Source organism: Streptomyces sp. F001 (genome assembly GCF_004187715.1).
Classification (GTDB): Bacteria; Actinomycetota; Actinomycetes; order Streptomycetales; family Streptomycetaceae; genus Streptomyces; species Streptomyces flavusporus.
In genome coordinates this window covers 246,107-264,811 of sequence record NZ_QZWF01000008.1, presented here as the reverse complement: position 1 = coordinate 264,811, position 18,705 = coordinate 246,107, and the positions used below count along the sequence as shown (strand labels likewise).

Annotated in this window: 18 protein-coding genes; 13 read left to right on the top strand and 5 right to left on the bottom strand. The window is 69.4% G+C overall.

Going from position 1 to position 18,705, the window contains the following annotated elements:
* The first annotated feature begins 75 nt into the window (after window positions 1-75).
* A complete protein-coding gene (locus StrepF001_RS27620) occupies window positions 76-849 on the top strand; it encodes an IclR family transcriptional regulator (protein ID WP_129800929.1) in 774 nt (257 codons plus the stop codon).
* The gene (locus StrepF001_RS27615; RefSeq protein WP_129800928.1) at window positions 846-1,688 is read left to right on the top strand and encodes an SMP-30/gluconolactonase/LRE family protein; all 843 of its coding nucleotides are present in this window, start codon (window positions 846-848) and stop codon (window positions 1,686-1,688) included. Before StrepF001_RS27620 ends, StrepF001_RS27615 begins: the two co-directional genes overlap by 4 nt.
* Window positions 1,689-1,781: 93 nt before the next feature.
* Here the strand turns inward: StrepF001_RS27615 and StrepF001_RS27610 are convergent, their stop codons facing one another.
* The 5 genes from StrepF001_RS27610 to StrepF001_RS27590 form a co-directional block, all read right to left on the bottom strand.
* Window positions 1,782-3,179, bottom strand: a complete 1,398-nt coding sequence (locus StrepF001_RS27610) for an FAD-dependent monooxygenase (RefSeq protein ID WP_129800927.1) — start codon at window positions 3,177-3,179, stop codon at window positions 1,782-1,784.
* 14 nt (window positions 3,180-3,193) lie between these two features.
* Complete coding sequence (locus StrepF001_RS27605; protein ID WP_129800926.1) at window positions 3,194-4,378, bottom strand: MAB_1171c family putative transporter; 1,185 nt, start codon at window positions 4,376-4,378, stop codon at window positions 3,194-3,196.
* Window positions 4,375-5,550, bottom strand: coding sequence for an MAB_1171c family putative transporter (locus tag StrepF001_RS27600; protein ID WP_129800925.1), 1,176 nt, complete (start codon window positions 5,548-5,550; stop codon window positions 4,375-4,377). Before StrepF001_RS27600 ends, StrepF001_RS27605 begins: the two co-directional genes overlap by 4 nt.
* Entirely contained in the window at window positions 5,547-6,047 is a 501-nt protein-coding gene (locus StrepF001_RS27595; RefSeq protein WP_240797699.1) for a toxin, read from the bottom strand. Before StrepF001_RS27595 ends, StrepF001_RS27600 begins: the two co-directional genes overlap by 4 nt.
* 68 nt (window positions 6,048-6,115) lie before the next feature.
* Window positions 6,116-7,354, bottom strand: coding sequence for a DUF6545 domain-containing protein (locus StrepF001_RS27590; protein ID WP_129800924.1), 1,239 nt, complete (start codon window positions 7,352-7,354; stop codon window positions 6,116-6,118).
* 212 nt (window positions 7,355-7,566) lie between these two features.
* Here StrepF001_RS27590 and StrepF001_RS27585 point away from each other — a divergent pair, with 212 nt between their 5' ends.
* The 11 genes from StrepF001_RS27585 (at window position 7,567) to StrepF001_RS27535 (ending at window position 18,490) form a co-directional block, all read left to right on the top strand.
* Complete coding sequence (locus StrepF001_RS27585; RefSeq protein WP_129800923.1) at window positions 7,567-8,925, top strand: extracellular solute-binding protein; 1,359 nt, start codon at window positions 7,567-7,569, stop codon at window positions 8,923-8,925.
* Window positions 8,922-9,863: a sugar ABC transporter permease gene (locus tag StrepF001_RS27580; protein ID WP_129800922.1), complete on the top strand. Its 942-nt coding sequence runs from the start codon at window positions 8,922-8,924 to the stop codon at window positions 9,861-9,863. The genes StrepF001_RS27585 and StrepF001_RS27580 overlap by 4 nt, the downstream gene beginning before the upstream one ends.
* On the top strand, window positions 9,860-10,723 hold the full coding sequence (locus StrepF001_RS27575) for a carbohydrate ABC transporter permease (RefSeq protein WP_129800921.1): 864 nt from the start codon (window positions 9,860-9,862) through the stop codon (window positions 10,721-10,723). Before StrepF001_RS27580 ends, StrepF001_RS27575 begins: the two co-directional genes overlap by 4 nt.
* Before the next feature lie 21 nt (window positions 10,724-10,744).
* On the top strand, window positions 10,745-11,710 hold the full coding sequence (locus StrepF001_RS27570; RefSeq protein WP_129800920.1) for an arabinan endo-1,5-alpha-L-arabinosidase: 966 nt from the start codon (window positions 10,745-10,747) through the stop codon (window positions 11,708-11,710).
* Window positions 11,711-11,814: 104 nt separating this feature from the next.
* Complete coding sequence (locus StrepF001_RS27565) at window positions 11,815-13,332, top strand: alpha-N-arabinofuranosidase (RefSeq protein ID WP_129800919.1); 1,518 nt, start codon at window positions 11,815-11,817, stop codon at window positions 13,330-13,332.
* 788 nt (window positions 13,333-14,120) lie between these two features.
* Entirely contained in the window at window positions 14,121-14,255 is a 135-nt protein-coding gene (locus StrepF001_RS49610) for a hypothetical protein (RefSeq protein WP_276322844.1), read from the top strand.
* Window positions 14,256-14,265: 10 nt separating this feature from the next.
* Window positions 14,266-14,583, top strand: a complete 318-nt coding sequence (locus tag StrepF001_RS27555) for a hypothetical protein (RefSeq protein ID WP_129800918.1) — start codon at window positions 14,266-14,268, stop codon at window positions 14,581-14,583.
* On the top strand, window positions 14,580-14,885 hold the full coding sequence (locus tag StrepF001_RS27550) for a hypothetical protein (protein ID WP_129800917.1): 306 nt from the start codon (window positions 14,580-14,582) through the stop codon (window positions 14,883-14,885). The genes StrepF001_RS27555 and StrepF001_RS27550 overlap by 4 nt, the downstream gene beginning before the upstream one ends.
* The gene (locus StrepF001_RS27545) at window positions 14,882-15,754 is read left to right on the top strand and encodes a carotenoid biosynthesis protein (RefSeq protein WP_129800916.1); all 873 of its coding nucleotides are present in this window, start codon (window positions 14,882-14,884) and stop codon (window positions 15,752-15,754) included. Before StrepF001_RS27550 ends, StrepF001_RS27545 begins: the two co-directional genes overlap by 4 nt.
* Before the next feature lie 392 nt (window positions 15,755-16,146).
* On the top strand, window positions 16,147-17,334 hold the full coding sequence (locus StrepF001_RS27540) for an FAD-dependent oxidoreductase (RefSeq protein ID WP_165396391.1): 1,188 nt from the start codon (window positions 16,147-16,149) through the stop codon (window positions 17,332-17,334).
* Window positions 17,335-17,593: 259 nt separating this feature from the next.
* On the top strand, window positions 17,594-18,490 hold the full coding sequence (locus StrepF001_RS27535; RefSeq protein WP_129800914.1) for an RNA polymerase sigma-70 factor: 897 nt from the start codon (window positions 17,594-17,596) through the stop codon (window positions 18,488-18,490).
* Window positions 18,491-18,705: the final 215 nt, after the last annotated feature.

The window sequence follows — 18,705 nt, the reverse complement described above, 5'->3', positions numbered from 1 at the left end:
GCCATTCCGATCGACAGTTGAAATTTCGAACGCAGCCGCAGACGCAAGTCTCAGAAACAAGGGAGGGGGCCGGTCGTGGGACGCCTCGTACCTGCCGTGACCCGGGCTCTCGACATCCTGGAGCTCTTCCTCGACGGGGACGGCACACTCTCCGCCCCCGACATCGTGCGCAAGCTACAGCTTCCGCGCACCACCGTGCACGAACTGGTCACCACCCTCGCCGCCAGGTCGTACATCGTCCAGGTGCCCGGCCAGCCGGGCCGCTACCGACTGGGCGTACGCCCGTACCAGCTCGGCAGCCGCTACGCCGAACAGCTCGACCTCGCAGCCGAGGGTCAGCAGGTCGCCCGGTCCGTCGCCGAGACGTGCGACGAGACCGTGCACGTGGCCATCCTCGAGGGCACCGACGTCATCTACATCGCCAAGGTCGACTCCACCCACGCGGTGCGCATGGTGTCGGCGGCGGGACGTCGCCTCCCCGCCCACTGCACGTCCGTCGGCAAGATGCTGCTCGCCTCGCTGCCCGAGCCGGAGCTGACCGCACGCATCCCGGACGACGCCGACCTGGTCGCGATGACGCCGAACAGCATCACCGACCCGGCCGCCCTGCGCGAGGCCCTCGCCGGGATCCGGCAGCGGCAGATCGCCGTGGAGAGCCGCGAGTCCAACCCGGACGTCAGCTGCGTGGCCGCCCCGGTGCGCGACCGCACCGGCAAGGTGGTGGCCGCGCTGTCCATCTCCGTGCCCATGATCCGCTGGAGCGACGAGCGCCGCGCCGAACTGGAGCAGCTCGCTGTCAAGGGCGCCGCGGAGCTCTCCGAACGCCTCGGCCACCGGAGCGTGGCATGACGTACGAGGTGGCGGTACACGCAGAGGCGACGCTCGGCGAGGGCCCGACGTGGGACCCGGCGACCGGACGCCTGATCTGGATCGACATCCTCGGCTCCCGGCTGAACACCTACGACCCCTCCTCGGGCGTCCGGACGGCCCGCTCGACCCCGCAGCACGTCGGCGCGGCCAAGCCCCGCACCAACGGCGGCCTGGTCCTCAACCTCCGCGACGGAGTCGGCCTCCTCGACCCGGACGGCTCCTTCCGCTGGCTCCACCGCGACCCCGTCCCCGGCCGCCGCGCCAACGACGCCGCCGTCGCCCCCGACGGCACCCTGTGGGCGGGCACGATGCGCTACGACGAGGCTCCCGGCGGCGGCACCCTGTCCCGGATCACCGGTGACGGCTCGGTGGACGTCGTCCTCGACGACGTGGCCGTGAGCAACGGCACGGGGTGGAGCCCCGACGGACGGTTGATGTACTACATCGACTCACCGACCCGCCGCGTCGACGTCTTCGACTTCGAGAGCGGACGCGTCTTCGGCCGGCGCCCCTTTGCCGAGATCGAGGAGGGTGCCGGTTTCCCCGACGGCCTCACCGTCGACGCCGACGGCTGCGTGTGGGTGGCGCTGTGGGACGGCGGGGCGGTCCGCCGCTACACCCCGAGGGGCGAGCTGGACCGGGTGATCACCCTTCCCACCTCGCGGGTCACTGCGTGCGCCTTCGGCGGACCCGACCTGTCCGACCTCTACATCACGACCGCCCGAGTGGGGCTGGACGCCCCGCACCCGGTGGCCGGATCGCTGCTGGTGATACCGGGAGCGGGAAAGGGACTGCAGCAACCGGCGTTCACGGGTTAGCGCCAGCCGCGGGCAGTCGTGCCTCCCCCCTCTGGGGGAGGCACCCGCCAACGCCGGCCTGCGCGACCCACCCCCGTCCGGTCGGGGACCCGCCTACCGCCCCGTCCGATCCAACCCCCGCAGAACCTCCCGCTCCTTCGCCGTCAGCGGCGGTCCCGCAGGAGCGGGCAGAGGCGGACCCGTGAGGGCGGCCAGGAGGGCGTTCGGGCGGAAGAGGCGGGTCGGGCCGGCGGCCAGGCTGGTCACGTCCCACAGGGCGGAGGCCGCCGCGTAGGAGCCGGTGGCCGCTCTTGTCAGCCGGCGGGTGTACCCGGCGGCCAGCCGGTCCGCGGTGCCGGGGCGGCCGCCGCGTGTTCCCGGGTACCAGACGTCCTGGCTGACGGCCAGGGTCCACGCCGCGTCAACCGTCCCGGCGGCAGCGCGCTGCACGCGGCGGGCCAGTCCGGGTGCGGCCGGGCCGTCGCGCCGTAGCTCGCGGGCGAGGAGCTGGGCGCCGAGCGCGGCCACTGACATGCCCTGCCCGTAGGCCGGGTTGAAGGCGGCCACCGCGTCACCGAGAACGACGAAGCCCTCGGGCCACTGCCGGGCCTTCTCCAGATACCGCCGGACATTGCTGGTGCTGCGCCCGATGCGGACGTCGGTGAGTGGTTCGGCGCCGGAGATCAGCCGGCCCACGACGGGGTCGGGCAGGTCGAGGGTGTACTGGAGGAAGCCGTCGGGGTCGGCGGGCGGCTCGCCACCCCGGGTGCCGGCGAGGCTGACCATCCAGCGGTCGCCCTCGATGGGCAGGACCATCCCGCTGCGGCCCGGCCGGGACGCGTAGGGGTCGGCCTGCACCATCGTGAGCGGGAACCCCTCGGCGCCCGGCGGCGTGCGGTAGATGCGGGTGGCGTTGACGAGACCGGAGTCGACGGATGTCTCCCGGATGCCGGAAATGCCCAGCAGCTCCAGCCACTTGATGACACGCGTCCCCCGTCCGCTCGCCTCGACGACGAGGGCGGCGTCAAGGTCCGTGTCACCGTCGGGTGTTGACACACGGACACCGTGAACACGCCTGTCGCTGCCGATGAGTTCGAGGACCTGCCCCTTGCGGATCTCGACCGGGGTCCCGGCGACGACCGCTTCACGCACCGTCCAGTCCAGCAGCGCCCGCGTGCACGTGATCATCTGGGGCCCCTCGTGCCGCCAGCGCCGGAGCCAGCCCTCGGGCGTGAGGGCCACCATGCCCCGGCCGAGGGATATCTCGTGGGCGCCCGCGGCGAGCAGGTCCTTGCGCAGCCGGGTGCCCGGCACCAGCTCCTCCATGGCGGCCATACCCCCGGCCATCAGGAGGTGGGCGTGGCGCCCCTGCGGGAGTCCCTTGCGGTGTTCCGGGCCCTCGGGCAGGTCGTCGCGTTCCAGCACGATCACCTCGTCCACGACGGTGGACAATGCCGCCGCGGCCAGCATGCCGGCCAGGCCGGCACCGATGACAACAGCTCTACGCGACATGGGACTCCTTGGATTCAGCCATGGTTCAAGCCATGCGAGGTGCTCACCGTACCTTCACGCATGGCGACCACCGGCGAGCGCGTCAGGACCTGCGCCAGCTCCACCAGCCCGCTCGTGTCGGAGACTTCGGTGGCGTAGAGCCGATAAGTGCTCGGCCGGTCGAGGGGCTGCTCGCCGGCGGCGGCACGGCGCGCGGCGTCGTCGACCATCGCGGCCTCCGCGACCACGCGGGCCTCGTGCGCGCAGCGGTTCTCCCGCAGGGTGGCGTCCCGGGCCCGCTCACGCACCCGGTCGTCGAAGTAGGGGGCCAGTGCCAGCAGCGCGTCGTGGATGGACACCTCCCGCCAGTGCAGCCGCTCCCGAGGCAGTTGCCACCAACTGCTGGGCGACTTCGGCGCGGTGGACACGAACCGCACCCGCGACCACAGCGGGCCGAGCTTGCGGTAGTCGCCCAGACAGCGCCAGTGGGCGACGGCCGGCGGCAGCAGCCTCGGCAGCACGAAGCCCGCGGAACAGACCAGCGCGGCGAGCGAGGCCATCGGCGGGGCGACGGACGTGGACAGGAAGTCGAGGTCCCCGCCCGCCCAACGCGCCACCACGGCCGTGTACTTGGTCAGCTGGAACCCCAGCACGTCCAGCGCCGCGCTGGCCATGATCAGCTGCAGGCCGGTCCTGAGCAGCCCGGTGACCTCGCGCATCCACTTCAGGCACAGCGCGCACATCACCACGGTCGCGACGCTGTGCCCGACCAGGTAGAGCACCGTCATCTCGCGCATGAACGGCGTGTTGGCGTAGTACGTGTCGAGGTCGGACAACCGCTCGGTGTCCGCGTCGGCGAGCACGAACATCACGACGATGGCGACGATCAGCGCGGCGTAGGCGGTGACACTGCGGGCGACCATGCGCCGGATCCGCTCGCGGGAGCCGCCCCGCCAGTGGATCAGCAGGATGACCAGGGAGCAGCTGTACGCGGAGAGCAGTCCGTACGTCAGCGGTGCACCGAAGTTCGTGATGCCGGTCAGGTCGTTGACGGCGCCCAGGGTCAGCGGTGCCGAGCAGACGAAGACGAGCGCGCCGAGTGCGATGGCCACGCACGTGGACACGGTCAGCGGGTTGCGTACGGCGGGGCGCGGCCGCCGGAACAGCACGGCGAAGGACAGCCCCAGCAGGCCGGCCGCCAGATACACGACGAGGCTCATGCCCGCCCCCTCGTGGTCGCTCTGCTGCTGAGCCGGGCGGCGGCGACGGCCGGGGAACCCGCCAGTGCCTCGGCGATGGGCACGAGGGCTGCCGGGCCGGGCACCTCGACCGGCAGCCGGTCCGCCTCGTCCGCTGATACGGCGACGCTGTCACGTTCCTCCCGGGTGGCCGCGGCGATGACCGAGGCCCACGCGGTGGCCTCGGCCCGCTCCGGGTCGCCCGTCGCCCGCAGTTCGGCGTCGAGCGTACGGTCGTACAGGACCCGGTCGTAGAACGCGTCCAGGTAGCTCAGCGCGTTGTGGATGCTGGTCTGGCGCCACATGAGCCGGGTGGTGGGGGAGGCCCAGCGCGGCCGGGCCAGCCGCAGCGAGCGGCGGGTGAGGACGTCGTCCAGTTCGCGCTCCAGCGGGGCAAGGCGCGTATACGTCCGCCAGGACAGCAGCCACCGCGTCAGCCGGGGCCCGGCCAGCGGGATCAGGATGCCGGCGGAGACGACGAACGCGCCCAGGCCGGCCGCCGCGAGGGAGACGTTGGTGTCGAGTGCGGTCCAGTCCTGCCCGAACCAGCGGCCGATGACGGCGGTCAGCTTGGACAGGCTGTACCCCGACGCGCACAGCGTGCCCACGCCCAGGGTGACCAGGCCGGCCCGCAGCCAGCCGTGCACCTGGCGGGCCCAGCGCAGCGAGGAAACCGTGGTGACGCTGACGGCGGTGAGGTGTCCGACCAGGTACAGCACGATCATCTCGGCGATGAACGGCGTCGTCGCGTAGTAGGTGTCCAGGTCGGTGCGGCGCTCCACGGGGGCGTCACCCAGGGCGAACGACACGGCGATGCCGATGACGACGAGCGCATAGGCGAAAATCCAGCGGCGCGCGGTCACCGCAACCTGCGGCCCGCCCCGCCAGCACACGATCAGCACCTGGGAGGCGGCGCTGTACGCGGTGATCGCCGCGTACGTCATCGGCGCGGCGAGGTTGGGGATGCCGCTGACGTGGTTGATCGCCCCCACGGTGGGCGGTGCCCCGAGGAAGAAGCACAGGCCGGCCAGGCCCAGGACCGCGCAGATCGCGCGCAGGTAGGGGTCCTGCCGGTGGCGGATCAGGTCCGGCGCCTTCACCGCCAGGCCGAGCCACAGCACACCGCAGCTGATGTAGTTGACGAGGCCGCTCATCTGCGGTTCCCGCGGTAGTTGAGTGCGGCTCCTATCCGGCCGGCCAGCCCCTGCGGGTCGGCGCCGCCGTCGGCAGGGGGAGCGGGGTCCGGCGGTGTTTCTATCAGGGCGCGCAGCCGCTGGCCCATCAGCATGCCGAACCGGTCGGCCTCCTGCTCGTCGGCGAGGCAGAAGTCGGTCCGCAGCGCGGCGGGCCCGTCAGCGGCGGTGGCATGCGACGTCTCCGACTGCTCCCGGCTCATGTGCCACACCTCGTGACAGAAGATCACGATCTGGTGCCATACGGCGGCCCGCTTGTCGACGACGATGTCGTCCCGCGTCTCACGGTTCAGCCACAGCCCGCTGGCGGTGTGGGGCGGGAAGACCTCCCGGTGCAGGACGACTTCGCGGCCCCGCCACTCACTGACGGATGCGACGAGTGCGGCCAGCAGAGCCTCGGGGTCGGCCGGGACGGGAACCCGGATCTGGGCGATGAGGGCGTCGGCGAGCCGGCGCATCTCCTTCTTCCTACGCACCATTCTTCCCCGGGGTTGTCTCGTCGTTCGGCGTCTCGAGGGCGGTGGGGTCACTCATGGACGGGCACGCTCCGTGCGGGGGTGGCCGTGCGGGCGCGTACCGCGGCGAGGACGTCGGGGCGGCGCAGGGCGCGGGACACGGCGTAGATCTCCTGGAGCAGATCCGTGGTGTCCTGGTCGCCGGTGCCGGTGGTGTCCGGGGAGCGCCGTCTGGCGTCGACGGCGTCCTGGATCGTCACGGCGGCGGCGTAGGCCTTCGCCGGGGCAGGGTCGAGGCCGAGGGCGAGCGCCGCGTCGTACGCCCTGCGCTGCTGGTCCGCTTCGATGTGCTGGGCCAGCGGCAGCAGCACGTCGCGGATGAACGTCTCCCGGCGGATCAGGCGCAGTTCCTGGGTGGAGTGCAGCACGAAGGGCACGCCGGGGCCGTTCACGGAGCGCATCAGCAGGTACAGGGGCCGCAGTTCATGGTGGGCGAGCCGGACCCGCCAGCGGTCGTGCAGATACTGGCCGCTGTGCGGCAGGATGAAGCCGACCGCGATCAGGATGGCGGACAGACAGGCGATCGGCGGTGCGACACCGGTGTTGAGCCAGTCGAGGTCGTGCCCGCTCCAACGGGCCGCCACGGCGGTGAACTTGGCCGCGTCGAACATCAGGTTCATCGCATAGCCGGCCCCGAGGAAGATCAGACCCCAGCGCAGCCAGGCGTCGAGTCCGTCGGTGCGGACCCAGTTCCAGATCAGCTTGGAGGTGATCAGGACGGCGACACAGTGCGCGACCAGATAGAGCACCGTCATCTCGCGCATGAACGGCGTGTTGGCGTAGTACGTGTCCAGGTCCCGTACCCGTTCCACCGGGGCGTCCGCGAGGGCGAACAGCACCCACAGCGCGACGATCACGCCCGAGTACAGGGTGATGACCCACCGCATGGCGCGGCGCGTCGAGACCGACCGGTCGGACAGGCCGTTGCGCCAGGCGATGATCAGCAGCAGACAGGATCCGCAGAACGCGGTGAGCAGCGAGTACACCCAGGGCGCGGAGATGTTGGGGACGCCCGTGATCCGGTTGACCCAGGCGATCGTGGCCGGTGCCACGAACACGAACACACAGCAGGCGAGCAGCAGCAGCCCGCCGACCGCGCGCAGCAGTGGGTCCTTCCAGAGCCGGATGATGGTCGGCAGCTTGATGGCGAGAGCGGCGACCAGGATCGCCGTCGGGATCCAGATGAAGGAGCCGTACAGCTCGCCGACGAACGCGGCGGGATCCAGCGTCGGCGCGCCCGCGATGCCCATCGGACCCCCTTCTCACCGCCGTTCGGCAGCTTGTCCGAGGTTACGCGCTCGGAACTGTCCGCGTCATGTGATGCGGCGACCGTAGTCCACCCCGAAACGACCGGCGCCGACCGAAAGTCCTGTCCAACCCATTGACGCGCAAGCGCTTCGATTTTACGGTCCCGTTCGAAGTTACGAGCGCATTTCGAAATATCGAACAGTAAGGGCAGGGTATGGGACAACCTGGCCTGAATCGCAGGCAACTTCTGGCCGCGGCGGGCGGATTGACGGTTGCGGGCAGCTTCGGCTTCGCCGCCCTCGGGACCGGAGCCGACGCGCTCGCCTCCGGCGCGGACACCCGGGTGCGCTACTGGAACCTCTTCAGTGGCGGCGACGGCGCCAACATGATCGCGATGCTGGACGCCTTCCGTAAGGAGAACCCCGGCATCGACGTGAAGGACTCCACCCTCCAGTGGGGCAACCCCTTCTACACCAAGCTCGCCATGGCGGCCGCCGGCAACCGCGCACCCGACCTCGGCGTCATGCACCTGGGCCGGGTCACCGGCTTCTCGCCCGGCCGCCTCCTGGACCCCTGGGACGTCGACCTGCTCGCCAAGTACGGCGTACGGGAAGCGGACTTCAACCCCGACCTGTGGAAGCGCGCCGTCATCGACGGCAAGCTCTACGCCCTCCCGCTCGACATCCACGTCCAGCTCTGCTTCTACCGCAAGGACGTACTGAAGAAGGCGGGCCTGCTCGACGACGACGGACGGATCGTGCCCGTGACGTCGACCGGTGAGTGGTTCGACGTGCTCAAGGAGGCCAAGAAGGCCACCAAGAAGGGGCTGCAGACCATCGGCTTCTGGCACAACGACCAGAACTTCCAGTGGTGGTTCTTCGTCGCCTTCTACACCCAGCTCGGCGGCACCTGGTTCAACGCCGCCAACACCGAGGTCGCCTTCGACACCGAGAAGGCCACCCAGGTCCTGGAGTTCCTGCGCCGGCACATCACCGACGGGTACGCCAACCCGGGCTTCGGGGGCACCGCCGGCGCCGAACAGTTCCTCAACGGCGCCCCCTTCGCCTGGGAGGGCAACTGGTCGGTGCCGGTCTTCGACAGTGCGAAGGTCGACTACGGTGCCACCCCGCTGCCGCCCGTCTTCGGCCGGCAGGCCACCCACGCCGAGTCGCACGCCTTCGTCCTGCCGCACCAGTCCGACCGCGGCGGCGCCGCCAACGAGGGCGCCCACCGACTGGCCGCCTACATCGTCCAGCACGCCCAGCAGTGGGCGGCCGGCGGCCACATCCCCGCCTACGCGCCGACCCTTTCCACGGCCGCCTACAAAGAGCTGAACCCGCAGAGCGAGTACGTCTCCGCGATGGACCACCAGGCCACCGAGCCGAAGGTGTGGTTCGCGGGTTCCACCGGCATCCTCGCCCAGCGCATCGGTCCCATCATCGTCTCCTCGACGATGGGCTCCGCCAAGCCGGAGGCCGTCGCCCGCCGGATGAAGGGCGCGCTCACCGAACTGCTCGGCATGAAGAACCCCATGGACGGCAAGACCGCCGCGCAGGGAGGTGCCGTCGCATGACGACCGCCAGTACAGAGACCGTCCTCGTACCGGCGCGCGCGAAGACCGCCGCGCTGAGTGCCACCGTCCGCCGCAAGCAGGGCTTCCAGCACGGCGGCTGGTTCGTCGCCCCGTTCCTCGCCCTGTTCACGCTCTTCGTGATCTGGCCGCTGCTGCGCGGCATCTACCTCAGCTTCACGGACGCCAACATCTCCGGCGACGGCGCGAGTTTCATCGGCCTCGACAACTACCGCGAGGCCCTGCAGGACCCACTGATGTGGGACGCCCTCGGCCACAGCGCGTACTTCACGCTCCTGGTCGTGCCCTGCATCACGGTTCTCGCCTTCCTCCTGGCGATGCTCGCCCACCACATCGAGCGCGGCAAGTGGCTGTGGCGGCTGTGCTTCTTCGCCCCGTTCCTGCTGCCCTCCACCGTCGCGGGCAACCTGTGGCAGTGGCTGTTCAACCCGGGCACGGGCATGATCAACCACGTCTTCGGCATCGAGACACCCTGGCTGACCGACAAGTCGTACGCGATGCTCGCCATCGTCATCACGACCCTGTGGTGGACGGTCGGCTTCAGTTTCCTGCTCTACCTCGCCGCACTCCAGAGCATCCCCGACCACCTCTACGAGGCCGCCGAACTGGACGGCGCGAACGCCTGGCACCGCATGATCCACATCACCCTGCCGATGCTGCGCAACATCACCGGGCTCGTGATCGCCCTGCAGATCCTCGCCTCGCTCCAGGTCTTCGACCAGGCCGTCGTGATGATGGACTTCTCGCCAGGACCGGAGGAATCGACCCGCACCTTCGTCCAGTTCACCCTCGAAGAGGGCTTCACCAGCTACCGCGTGGGCTATGCCTCAGCGATCTCCATCATCTTCTTCGTGATCATCGCGGCCGTCGCCCTCGCGCGGATGTGGCTGCTGCGCAACCGTGAGGAGGGCGGCCGATGAGCACCGCCGCAGAAATCCGCGTCAAGCCCCGCAGGTCGTCCTGGACGCCCAGTCAGATCGTGCTCACCCTCCTGGGCGTGGCCGTCTCCGTGGTGTTCCTCGCCCCGCTCGCGTGGGCGCTGTTCACCTCGCTCAAGGCGGAGACCGAAGCCGTCGAGGTGCCGCCGCACTGGCTGCCGAAGGAGTGGACGGGCCAGGCCTGGTCGGCGATCTTCGAGACCGGCAACATCACCAACTGGTTCGTGAACTCGCTGGTCGTCTCGGTGTGTGTGACGACGGTGGTGCTGATCGTGAGCGCGCTCGCCGGGTACGGGTTCGCGCGCACCGAGTTCCGCGGCAAGGGTGTCCTGCTGGGCGTGGTCATGGCGGGCCTGATGGTCTCCCCGGCGGTCCTCGGCGTCCCCCTGTTCACCACGGTCCAGCAGATGGGGATGGTCGACACGTACTGGGGCATGATCCTGCCGCAGTGCGCGCCCGCCGCGATGGTCTACATCCTCTACAAGTTCTTCCAGGGCATCCCACGCGAACTGGAGGAGGCCGCGTTCATCGACGGGGCGGGCCGCTGGCGGGTCTTCTTCACCATCGTCGTCCCGCTCGCCCGCCCCTCCCTGGCAGCGGTCGGCATCTTCACCTTCATCGCGTCGTGGAACAACTTCCTCTGGCCGTACATGGTCACCAACAACCCCGACCTGATGACCATGCCCAACGGCATCGCGACCGTCATGAACTCCTACGGCATCCAGTGGGCCCAGCTCATGGCCGGCGGCCTGATGGCGGGCCTGCCCCTGATCGTCGTCTTCGTCTTCTTCCAGCAGCAGATCGTGGCGGGCGTCGCCCACACGGGCCTCGCCGGCCAGTGACCCCCTTGAGGAGAGCGTGAGTTGAAGCGCTTCAGACTCGTGACGCTGCTGTCCGCGGCGCTCATCGCCCTGCTGCCGAGCACGGCAGAGGCCGTGACCTACCCCGCCCCCCAGCCCGTCACCGGCCAGCAGATCATCCACGACCCGACGGTCATCCGCCTCAAGTCCGGCGGCTACGTCGCCTATTCGACCGGCGGCGTGATCGGCGCCCGCCTCTCCAAGGACCGCGTCCACTGGGAGGACTCGGGCAACGTCTTCGCCGAGCCGCCGAACTGGTGGTACGAGTACAACGACACGGGCGATCCGTGGGCGCCCGACATCTCCTACCGCGACGGCCGCTACTGGCTGTACTACGCCGTGTCGTCCTGGGGCACCAACCACTCCGCGATCGGCGTCGCGACCTCCCGCTCCGGCCTCCCCGGCACCTGGACCGACCACGGCAAGGTCTTCACCTCCGAGACGACCGACCACTGGAACGCCATCGACCCCGCCCTGATCAGAGCGGACGGCAAGCTCTGGATGTCCTTCGGTTCGTACTGGACGGGCATCCGCATGGTCGAGCTGGACGAGAGAACGGGCAAGGCGGTCCCGGGAGCCCCGGTCCACCACCTGGCGACCCGCCCCGACGCCCCGTACGCCGTCGAAGGCCCGTACATCGTCAAGCACGGCCGTTTCTACTACCTCTTCGCGTCGTACGACGCGTGCTGTTCGGGCGTGAACTCGACGTACAAGATCAAGGTGGGCAGGTCGACGTCGGTGACGGGCCCGTACGTGGACAGCACGGGGAAGCCGATGCTGGAGGGCGGCGGTGACCTGCTGCTGGCCGGACACGGCAGGTACATCGGCACGGGAGGCCAGTCGGTGTTCCGAGACAGGGGCCAGCACTGGCTGGCGTACCACTACTACGACGCAGAGGACGAAGGCACGCCCAAGCTCGGGCTCAACAAGCTGAACTGGCAAAAGAACGGCTGGCCAAACGTCCGTTAAGGGGCGCGGGGCTGTATCAATTTGCGGCTCCGCCGCGTGGGCGCGACCAGCCACAGACAAACCTGCACCCGGCAACAAACCAGAACCACCCCCGAAGGGACCCCATGAGCAAGACCGCCCGCTTCACGCTCGACCCCGCCTTCACCACCGGCAAGGTCGACCCCCGCCTCTTCGGCTCCTTTGTCGAACACCTCGGCCGCTGCGTCTACACCGGCATCTTCGAACCCGACCACCCCACAGCCGACGCCAACGGCCTCCGCACGGACGTCCTCGACCTCGTCCGCGAACTCGGCGTCACCGCCATCCGCTACCCCGGCGGCAACTTCGTCTCGGGTTACAAGTGGGAGGACTCCGTCGGCCCGGCAGCGGAGCGTCCCCGCCGCCTCGACCTGGCCTGGCACTCGACGGAGTCCAACCGCTTCGGCCTCTCCGAGTACATCGACTTCCTCCGCAAGGTCGGCCCCCAGGCTGAGCCCATGATGGCCGTCAACCTCGGCACCCGAGGCGTCGCCGAGGCCCTCGAACTCCAGGAGTACGCCAACCACTCCGAGGGCACCGCCCTGTCCGACCTCCGTGCCTCCCACGGCGACAAGGACCCCTTCGGCATCAAACTCTGGTGCCTCGGCAACGAGATGGACGGCCCCTGGCAGACCGGCCACAAGACGGCCGAGGAATACGGCCGCATCGCAGCGGAAACGGCCCGCGCGATGCGCCAGATCGACCCGAACGTGGAACTCGTCGCCTGCGGCAGCTCCGGCCAGGGCATGCCCACCTTCGCCGAGTGGGAGGCGACGGTCCTCAAGGAGACGTACGACCTCGTCGACTACATCTCCCTGCACGCGTACTACGAGCCCGTCGACGGCGACATCGACTCCTTCCTCGCCTCCGCCGTCGACATGGAGTCCTTCATCGAGAACGTCGTCGCGACCTGCGACCACGTGGGCGCGCGGCTGAAGTCGAAGAAGAAGATCAACCTCTCCTTCGACGAGTGGAACGTCTGGTACATGTCCGGCTGGCAGCAGCACGCCGAGGGCATCGACCCGGCCGACTGGCCGGAGGCCCCGCGTCTGCTGGAGGACAACTACAGCGTCATGGACGCCGTCGTCTTCGGCTCCCTCCTCATCGCCCTCCTCCGCCACGCGGACCGCGTCACGGTCGCCTGCCTCGCGCAGCTCGTCAACGTGATCGCCCCGATCATGACGGAGCCGGGCGGCCCGGCCTGGCGCCAGACGACGTTCTTCCCGTTCGCTCAGGCCTCGAAGTACGGCCGGGGCGAGGTGCTGGACGTGCGTGTCGACTCCCCGACGTACGAGACGCGGAAGTACGGCGAGGCGGACCTCCTGCACGCCACCGCCGTACGCGCCGAGGACGGCACGGTCACCGTCTTCGCGGTCAACCGCAGCCGCACCGAGTCGCTCCCGCTGGAGGTGGCCCTGAACGGGCTGGACCTCACGCGGGTCGTCGAGCACAGCGCCCTCGCGGACGCCGACCCCGACGCCCGCAACACCCTCGACGACCCCGAGCGCGTCATCCCGCACGCGATCGAGGGCACTACCGTCCAGGACGGGCGACTGAGCGCCGTACTGGAGCCGCTGTCCTGGAACGTGATCCGCCTCGCCTGATCCGGAGCGGACAAAGCCCACGGAGCCGCCGGAGGACATCTCACCCTCCGGCGGCTCCACCGTGCTCACCCCAGGAGAACTCGTAGCGATTGCGCTCCCGGTCGAACGTGACGCCGATGTCGACGCCATCGATGCTGCCCGCCCCTTCCCTCCGGCCATCCCGGCACGGGCAACAACGCATGCACCTCGGCCCACTCCGCGTGGGTCGTGTCCGACGGATACCGGCGATCGCGCTCCGCTCGGTCGGACGCACGAGACCCTCAGCGATCACCCGATCGAGACATCCGTTCGATCAGTGAGTCCCTTGATCGGTACGACAACGGCTTCTCACACTGACGCGACGTCGGCAAACCTTTCCGAGTGACATGAGACCGGGCGCAGGCCGACAGCCGTAGACGGAAGGCGAGTTGAGCTGCGGTGCCGGAGCATCCGTGAGCAGGCTCGCGTGCCGGGCGAACCGTCGGCCTTCATCCAGCTCGTTCAGCTCCGCCGGCCATGGCGGTGGCCTCAAGCAGGCCGCCCTGCGGCCTGTCGGCGGTGGCCTCTGATGACCGTCTGAGCACTCATGCCCAACTGCCGCCCGAGGAAAGGGACGGCGTTCCGTTGTGTCCGGTGTGCGTTACGTCTCATCCGCGGGCTGTTACGGCAGAAGGGTGGCTGGTGTCTTGATGCCGAGTCCACGACATGGGGAGAGACGATGAGCGGGAACGCCGAGCGCGGTGGTTGCCGGCGGCGGGGACGGGGCGTGACGGCGGGCCGGCAGCCTGGCTCGGCGCGATGGTGTGCCGGTGACCGTGGTCGATCCGCGTCCCGAGTTCGTCGAGCGGATCCGTCTGCACCAGCTTCTGACCGGTTCCGATGACACGGTCGAGGGCTTCGGGGGCCGCTGGCAAACCTCGGGGCGACGGCTCCGGCGAGGATGAATCGGCTGAGATGACGGCGTCCGAGAATCAGACCGATTCTCGGCAGGCTCTGGTGAAGCGCATCGAGCGCCGGGATGCCGATATCGGTACGTACCTTCAACGCGCCAGGCGCCGACGCGACCGGTTTTCACTGGTGAGCATGGTTGCCGGTGCTGTGGATGACCTGGCTGGCGTCAAGTACCGCGACTCGGCGGCTGCCCGGCCGATGGACGCGTCTGCGGAGGAGCTGTTGTTCACCGAGGTCGTACCGGACGCCGACCCCGGGCCGGGCACGCACCCGGGCCTGAGCGTGGGCGTCGGCACGCCGGTCGGCCCGGTGGTGTCATGAGCAGCGAGGCGGCCTTTGTCGCGGGATGCGTCCCGGCACTGCTCGTGATGGTGGGGCTGCTGGAGCTCTACGGCCGCCAGTCCACCAGCGCCTGGGCGTCTCGAGTGTTCACCGGGTACCGCCGTGCCGTCCCCGGCGCACCCGAACCCGCGGACCCCACCGACTGGCCGCATTCCGGGGCGGGGCGCTTTCACCACACCCTGGCACTGTGCGCGGCGGCGGTTGCGGTGGTCCTGGGGCTGCTTCGACGGCTGCGGGGGGCGGAGGCAGCTGAACCCACCATTACAGGAGAAACAAAATGAACCCATGGAACCGCGTCCTCTGGCTGCTGGCAGCCGCCGCCGCAGTAGTGGGCCTCACCGTACCGCTGACCGGGACACACATCGCGGTGCCGATGCTGCTGCTGTCGGTCCCGTTCGCGCTGATCCACGGGGTGCGGAGATACGGGTGGCGGACGCTGCTGTTCTTTCTGATCGTGACCCTGGTGGTGAGCAACTTCTTCGAGAACCTCAGCGTTTCCACCGGGTTCCCCTTCGGCCAATACCACTACACGGGCCATCCGCAGCTGATTCATGTGCCCATCGAGATCGGACCGATCTACTTCGGTCTGGGCTACATCTGCTGGCAGGTGGCCAACACCTTGCTCGACGAGGCGGACAGCCGTCTGGGCGGCTCGTCCGGGTCGGTCGCCGGCCGGGTCGAGGTGGTGGCGCTGCCGATGCTGGCCGCGGCACTGATGACCATGTTCGACCTCGGCGTCGACTCGATCGCCGCCACCGTGAAGCGGGTCTGGGTCTGGGAAGAGGGGGGCGGGGTGTTCGGGGTGCCCTACACCAACTATTTGGGCTGGTGGTTTGTCACCTATCTCTACTTCCAGATCTTCGCACTGTATTTGATGAAGCGTCAGCCGGCGTCGACCTCGGTGTCGGTGCGGACCGAGGGGCGGGGGGTGTTGGCGCAGAACGTGCTCTTCTACGGGGCGCTGGGACTGAGCTCGGTTCCCTACTTCATCGGCGCCTCCGGTGACATGGTCAAGGACGGGGCCTCGGTCAGCTGGAGCGGGCATGCGATCAACGAGACGATGATGACGATCAACCTGTTCGGCACGGTGTTCGCTGCGCTTCTTGCCGCGGTCAAGCTGGCTCGCAACGACCTGGCCCTGCGACGCTGATTCCGACTGACACAGAACGGCCGCCGCTCGGCTTTCCGGCGGCCGTTCGCGGTGTTTTCCAGCGAATGCGGTGAGTCTCTTTTCCGCCGCGATGGTGCTCAGGTCGAAGGAACGGGGGCTGGTGCCACGTCGTGCCCCTCGGCTCCATGAATGTTGCCCGCGCGGCCACCACCGAGCCGTGTCAGGCCGAATACAGCGAGCCGGGCCCCACTCGCCCGCTACCGCGAGACTCCCCGGCTCCTGCCCGACCTCGTCAGGGCCGCGTTACACCATTCGCGGAGGGAGGGGCGGCGTTTCGCGACCTTTGATGTGCGCTACGTCTCATCCGCAGGTTGTTACGCCGGACGGACCGCTGGTGTCTCCATGCCGAGTCCACAACACGAGGAGACATGATGAACGGGAACGTCGAGGTAGTCGTGATCGGCGGCGGGTACGGGGGCGTGACAGCGGCCAATCGCCTGGCTCGGCGCGATGGTGTGTCGGTGACCGTGATCAATCCGCGTCCCGAGTTCGTCGAGCGGATCCGCCTGCACCAGCTCGTGACCGGCTCCGATGACGCGGTCGAGGGCTTCGACAGGGTCATGGGCGGGAACATCCGGCTGGTGGTCGACACTGCGACCCGGATCGACGCTGCCGAGCGTCAGGTGTCGCTGGCGGGCGGTGGCACGGTCTCCTACGACTACCTCGTCTACGCGGTGGGCAGCGGCGCCGCCGATCCCGGCGTCCCCGGAGCGGCGGAGTTCGCTCATTCGGTGTCGGACCTCGAGGGGGCGGAACGACTGCGGTCGGCGCTGGATGCGACGCCCGCGTCGGCTCCGGTGACCGTGGTCGGGGCCGGCCCGACCGGCCTGGAGACCGCCGCCGAGCTGGCGGAGGTGGGCCGCAAGGTCACCCTGGTCTGCGGCAAGGTGCTCGGCCCCTCCCTGCACGCCCGAGTCCGCCGCCCGGTCGCCCGCCGGCTCGCCAAGCTGGGTGTGACCGTCCTCGAAGGACCCGGTACGAAGGTGGCGGAAGTGACACGCGACGGCGTACGGCTCGACGACGGCCGCGAGCTGCCCAGCGCGGTGACGATCTGGACTGCGGGATTCCGTATCCCGGACCTGGCCGCCCGCAGCGGGCTGCGCACCAACGCCGAAGGCCGTCTGGTCACCGACACGACGCTGACCAGTGTGGACGACGAGCGCATCATCGCCGCTGGGGACGCGGGAGTGATGCCGGACCACCCGTTCCGGCTGAGCTGCCAGGCCGCCACGCAGCTGGGCCCGGCGGCCGCCGCCACGATCCTGCGCCGGATCGCGGGGAAGAAAGCCTCTCCCGTCCGGATGTTCTTCGCCGGGCAGTGCCTCAGCCTCGGCCGGAAGGGGGGCGTCACTCAGTTCTCCTACCCGAACGACAAGGTGAACGCGCTCAGCATCAGCGGGCGGACCGGTGCCGGCGTCAAGGAGATCGCCTGCGTGTTCACCCTCAACAAGTTGGTGTCCGGGGCACGCAAGGCCAGTTCCCGCGGATCCCACGGCGACAGCACCGACCGCGTGGTAACGCCTCAGCCGGAACACCCCACGACGCCGTCCAACACCTGACGCTCGGGCCAGCCGCCAAGACCCCTCCTTCGGCCGGACCGACCGGTCCGGCCCGAGAAGGACCGAGCCGGAGCGACAAGCACACAACGCCGCGGCCTCGTAGGCCGTGGGCGGGCTCCGGGGCGCCAGTCCCACAGCCCGCCCATCCCACGTGGCCTGGGGAGGCTGCTGCCGACAACCCCGTCATCGGACCGGGTACATGTTCTTTACGGCCTGCTTCCGGCACATGGGGCCACCACGAGAGAGTGAAGCGCACGACATGAACGACCACGTCACCGACCCCGCGACCGAGGCCTTCGTCGCCCACCGCAACCTGCTGTTCACCGTCGCCTACGAGATGCTCGGATCGGCGGCGGACGCCGAGGACGTCCTCCAGGAGGCCTGGCTGCGGTGGGTCAAGGTCGACCTGGAGCAGGTGCAGGACCAGCGCGCCTACCTGGTACGGATCACGACCCGCCAAGCACTCAACCGGCTGCGCACCCTCAAACGGCGCAAGGAGGCCTACGTCGGCCCCTGGCTGCCCGAGCCCCTGCTCACCGCGCCGGACGTGGCCGAGGACGTCGAACTGTCCGAGAACCTGTCGCTGGCACTCATGTTCATCCTCGAAACCCTCTCACCGACCGAACGCGCCGTCTTCGTGCTGCGCGAGGTCTTCGACATCGGCTACGAGGACATCGCGGCCGCAATCGACAAGAGCCCCGCCGCCACCCGCCAGATCGCCTACCGCGCCCGCCAACACGTCGACGCCCGCCGGCCGCGCACATCGGTTTCCCCGGAAGAAACCCGGGAAGCGTTGAATTCGTTCCAGTCCGCGCTCGAAACCGGGGACCTGCACGGGCTGCTCGACGTACTCGCCCCGGACGTTGTTTTCGTCAGCGACGGCGGCGGCTTCAAGCTGGCGGCCCTGCGGCCGGTCGTCGGCGCCGACAAGGTGCTCCGTTACATGGCCGGCAGTGTCGAAAAGGCCGGCGGCACCTTCACCAGTGAGCCCACGACGGTCAACGGCAACCCCGGACTCATCCTGCGCGTGGACGGCGTGATCGACGGCGTGCTGGCTTTCCGCGTGGAGAACGCCCGCGTCACGGGTCTCTACTACGTCCGCAACCCCGAAAAGCTCACCCGCGTTGAGTCCGAAACCCCCCTCACCTCCCGCTGACCGTCTCCCCGCGACACGGCCGCCCGAGGTGCGCGGTAGCGCAGGCGTCGAGCAGTCTCGCCGAGATCGACGTGCCGCCTCTTTCCCGCTGCGACAGGCCCGCTTGAACGGATCAGCCGCGACGAACGCGGTGTGAGCTCGGTGGTTCTGGCCTCGCCCCTTCCATCCCGCCTCCCGCGGCCCGCGTCGATGAATGCGCCCACCGGCGCAAGGCC

Bases quoted from the DNA above. Each gene is read 5' to 3' on its own strand.
- StrepF001_RS27545 (WP_129800916.1), top strand. From the start codon at position 14,882: ATGAACCCATGGAACCGCGTCCTCTGGCTGCTGGCAGCCGCCGCCGCA.
- StrepF001_RS27580 (WP_129800922.1), top strand. From the start codon at position 8,922: ATGACGACCGCCAGTACAGAGACCGTCCTCGTACCGGCGCGCGCGAAG.
- StrepF001_RS27605 (WP_129800926.1), bottom strand. From the start codon at position 4,378: ATGAGCCTCGTCGTGTATCTGGCGGCCGGCCTGCTGGGGCTGTCCTTC.
- StrepF001_RS27540 (WP_165396391.1), top strand. From the start codon at position 16,147: ATGAACGGGAACGTCGAGGTAGTCGTGATCGGCGGCGGGTACGGGGGC.
- StrepF001_RS27615 (WP_129800928.1), top strand. From the start codon at position 846: ATGACGTACGAGGTGGCGGTACACGCAGAGGCGACGCTCGGCGAGGGC.
- StrepF001_RS27555 (WP_129800918.1), top strand. From the start codon at position 14,266: ATGACGGCGTCCGAGAATCAGACCGATTCTCGGCAGGCTCTGGTGAAG.
- StrepF001_RS27595 (WP_240797699.1), bottom strand. From the start codon at position 6,047: ATGCGCCGGCTCGCCGACGCCCTCATCGCCCAGATCCGGGTTCCCGTC.
- StrepF001_RS27550 (WP_129800917.1), top strand. From the start codon at position 14,580: ATGAGCAGCGAGGCGGCCTTTGTCGCGGGATGCGTCCCGGCACTGCTC.
- StrepF001_RS27610 (WP_129800927.1), bottom strand. From the start codon at position 3,179: ATGTCGCGTAGAGCTGTTGTCATCGGTGCCGGCCTGGCCGGCATGCTG.
- StrepF001_RS27535 (WP_129800914.1), top strand. From the start codon at position 17,594: ATGAACGACCACGTCACCGACCCCGCGACCGAGGCCTTCGTCGCCCAC.
- StrepF001_RS27575 (WP_129800921.1), top strand. From the start codon at position 9,860: ATGAGCACCGCCGCAGAAATCCGCGTCAAGCCCCGCAGGTCGTCCTGG.
- StrepF001_RS27590 (WP_129800924.1), bottom strand. From the start codon at position 7,354: ATGGGCATCGCGGGCGCGCCGACGCTGGATCCCGCCGCGTTCGTCGGC.
- StrepF001_RS27585 (WP_129800923.1), top strand. From the start codon at position 7,567: ATGGGACAACCTGGCCTGAATCGCAGGCAACTTCTGGCCGCGGCGGGC.
- StrepF001_RS27600 (WP_129800925.1), bottom strand. From the start codon at position 5,550: ATGAGCGGCCTCGTCAACTACATCAGCTGCGGTGTGCTGTGGCTCGGC.
- StrepF001_RS27565 (WP_129800919.1), top strand. From the start codon at position 11,815: ATGAGCAAGACCGCCCGCTTCACGCTCGACCCCGCCTTCACCACCGGC.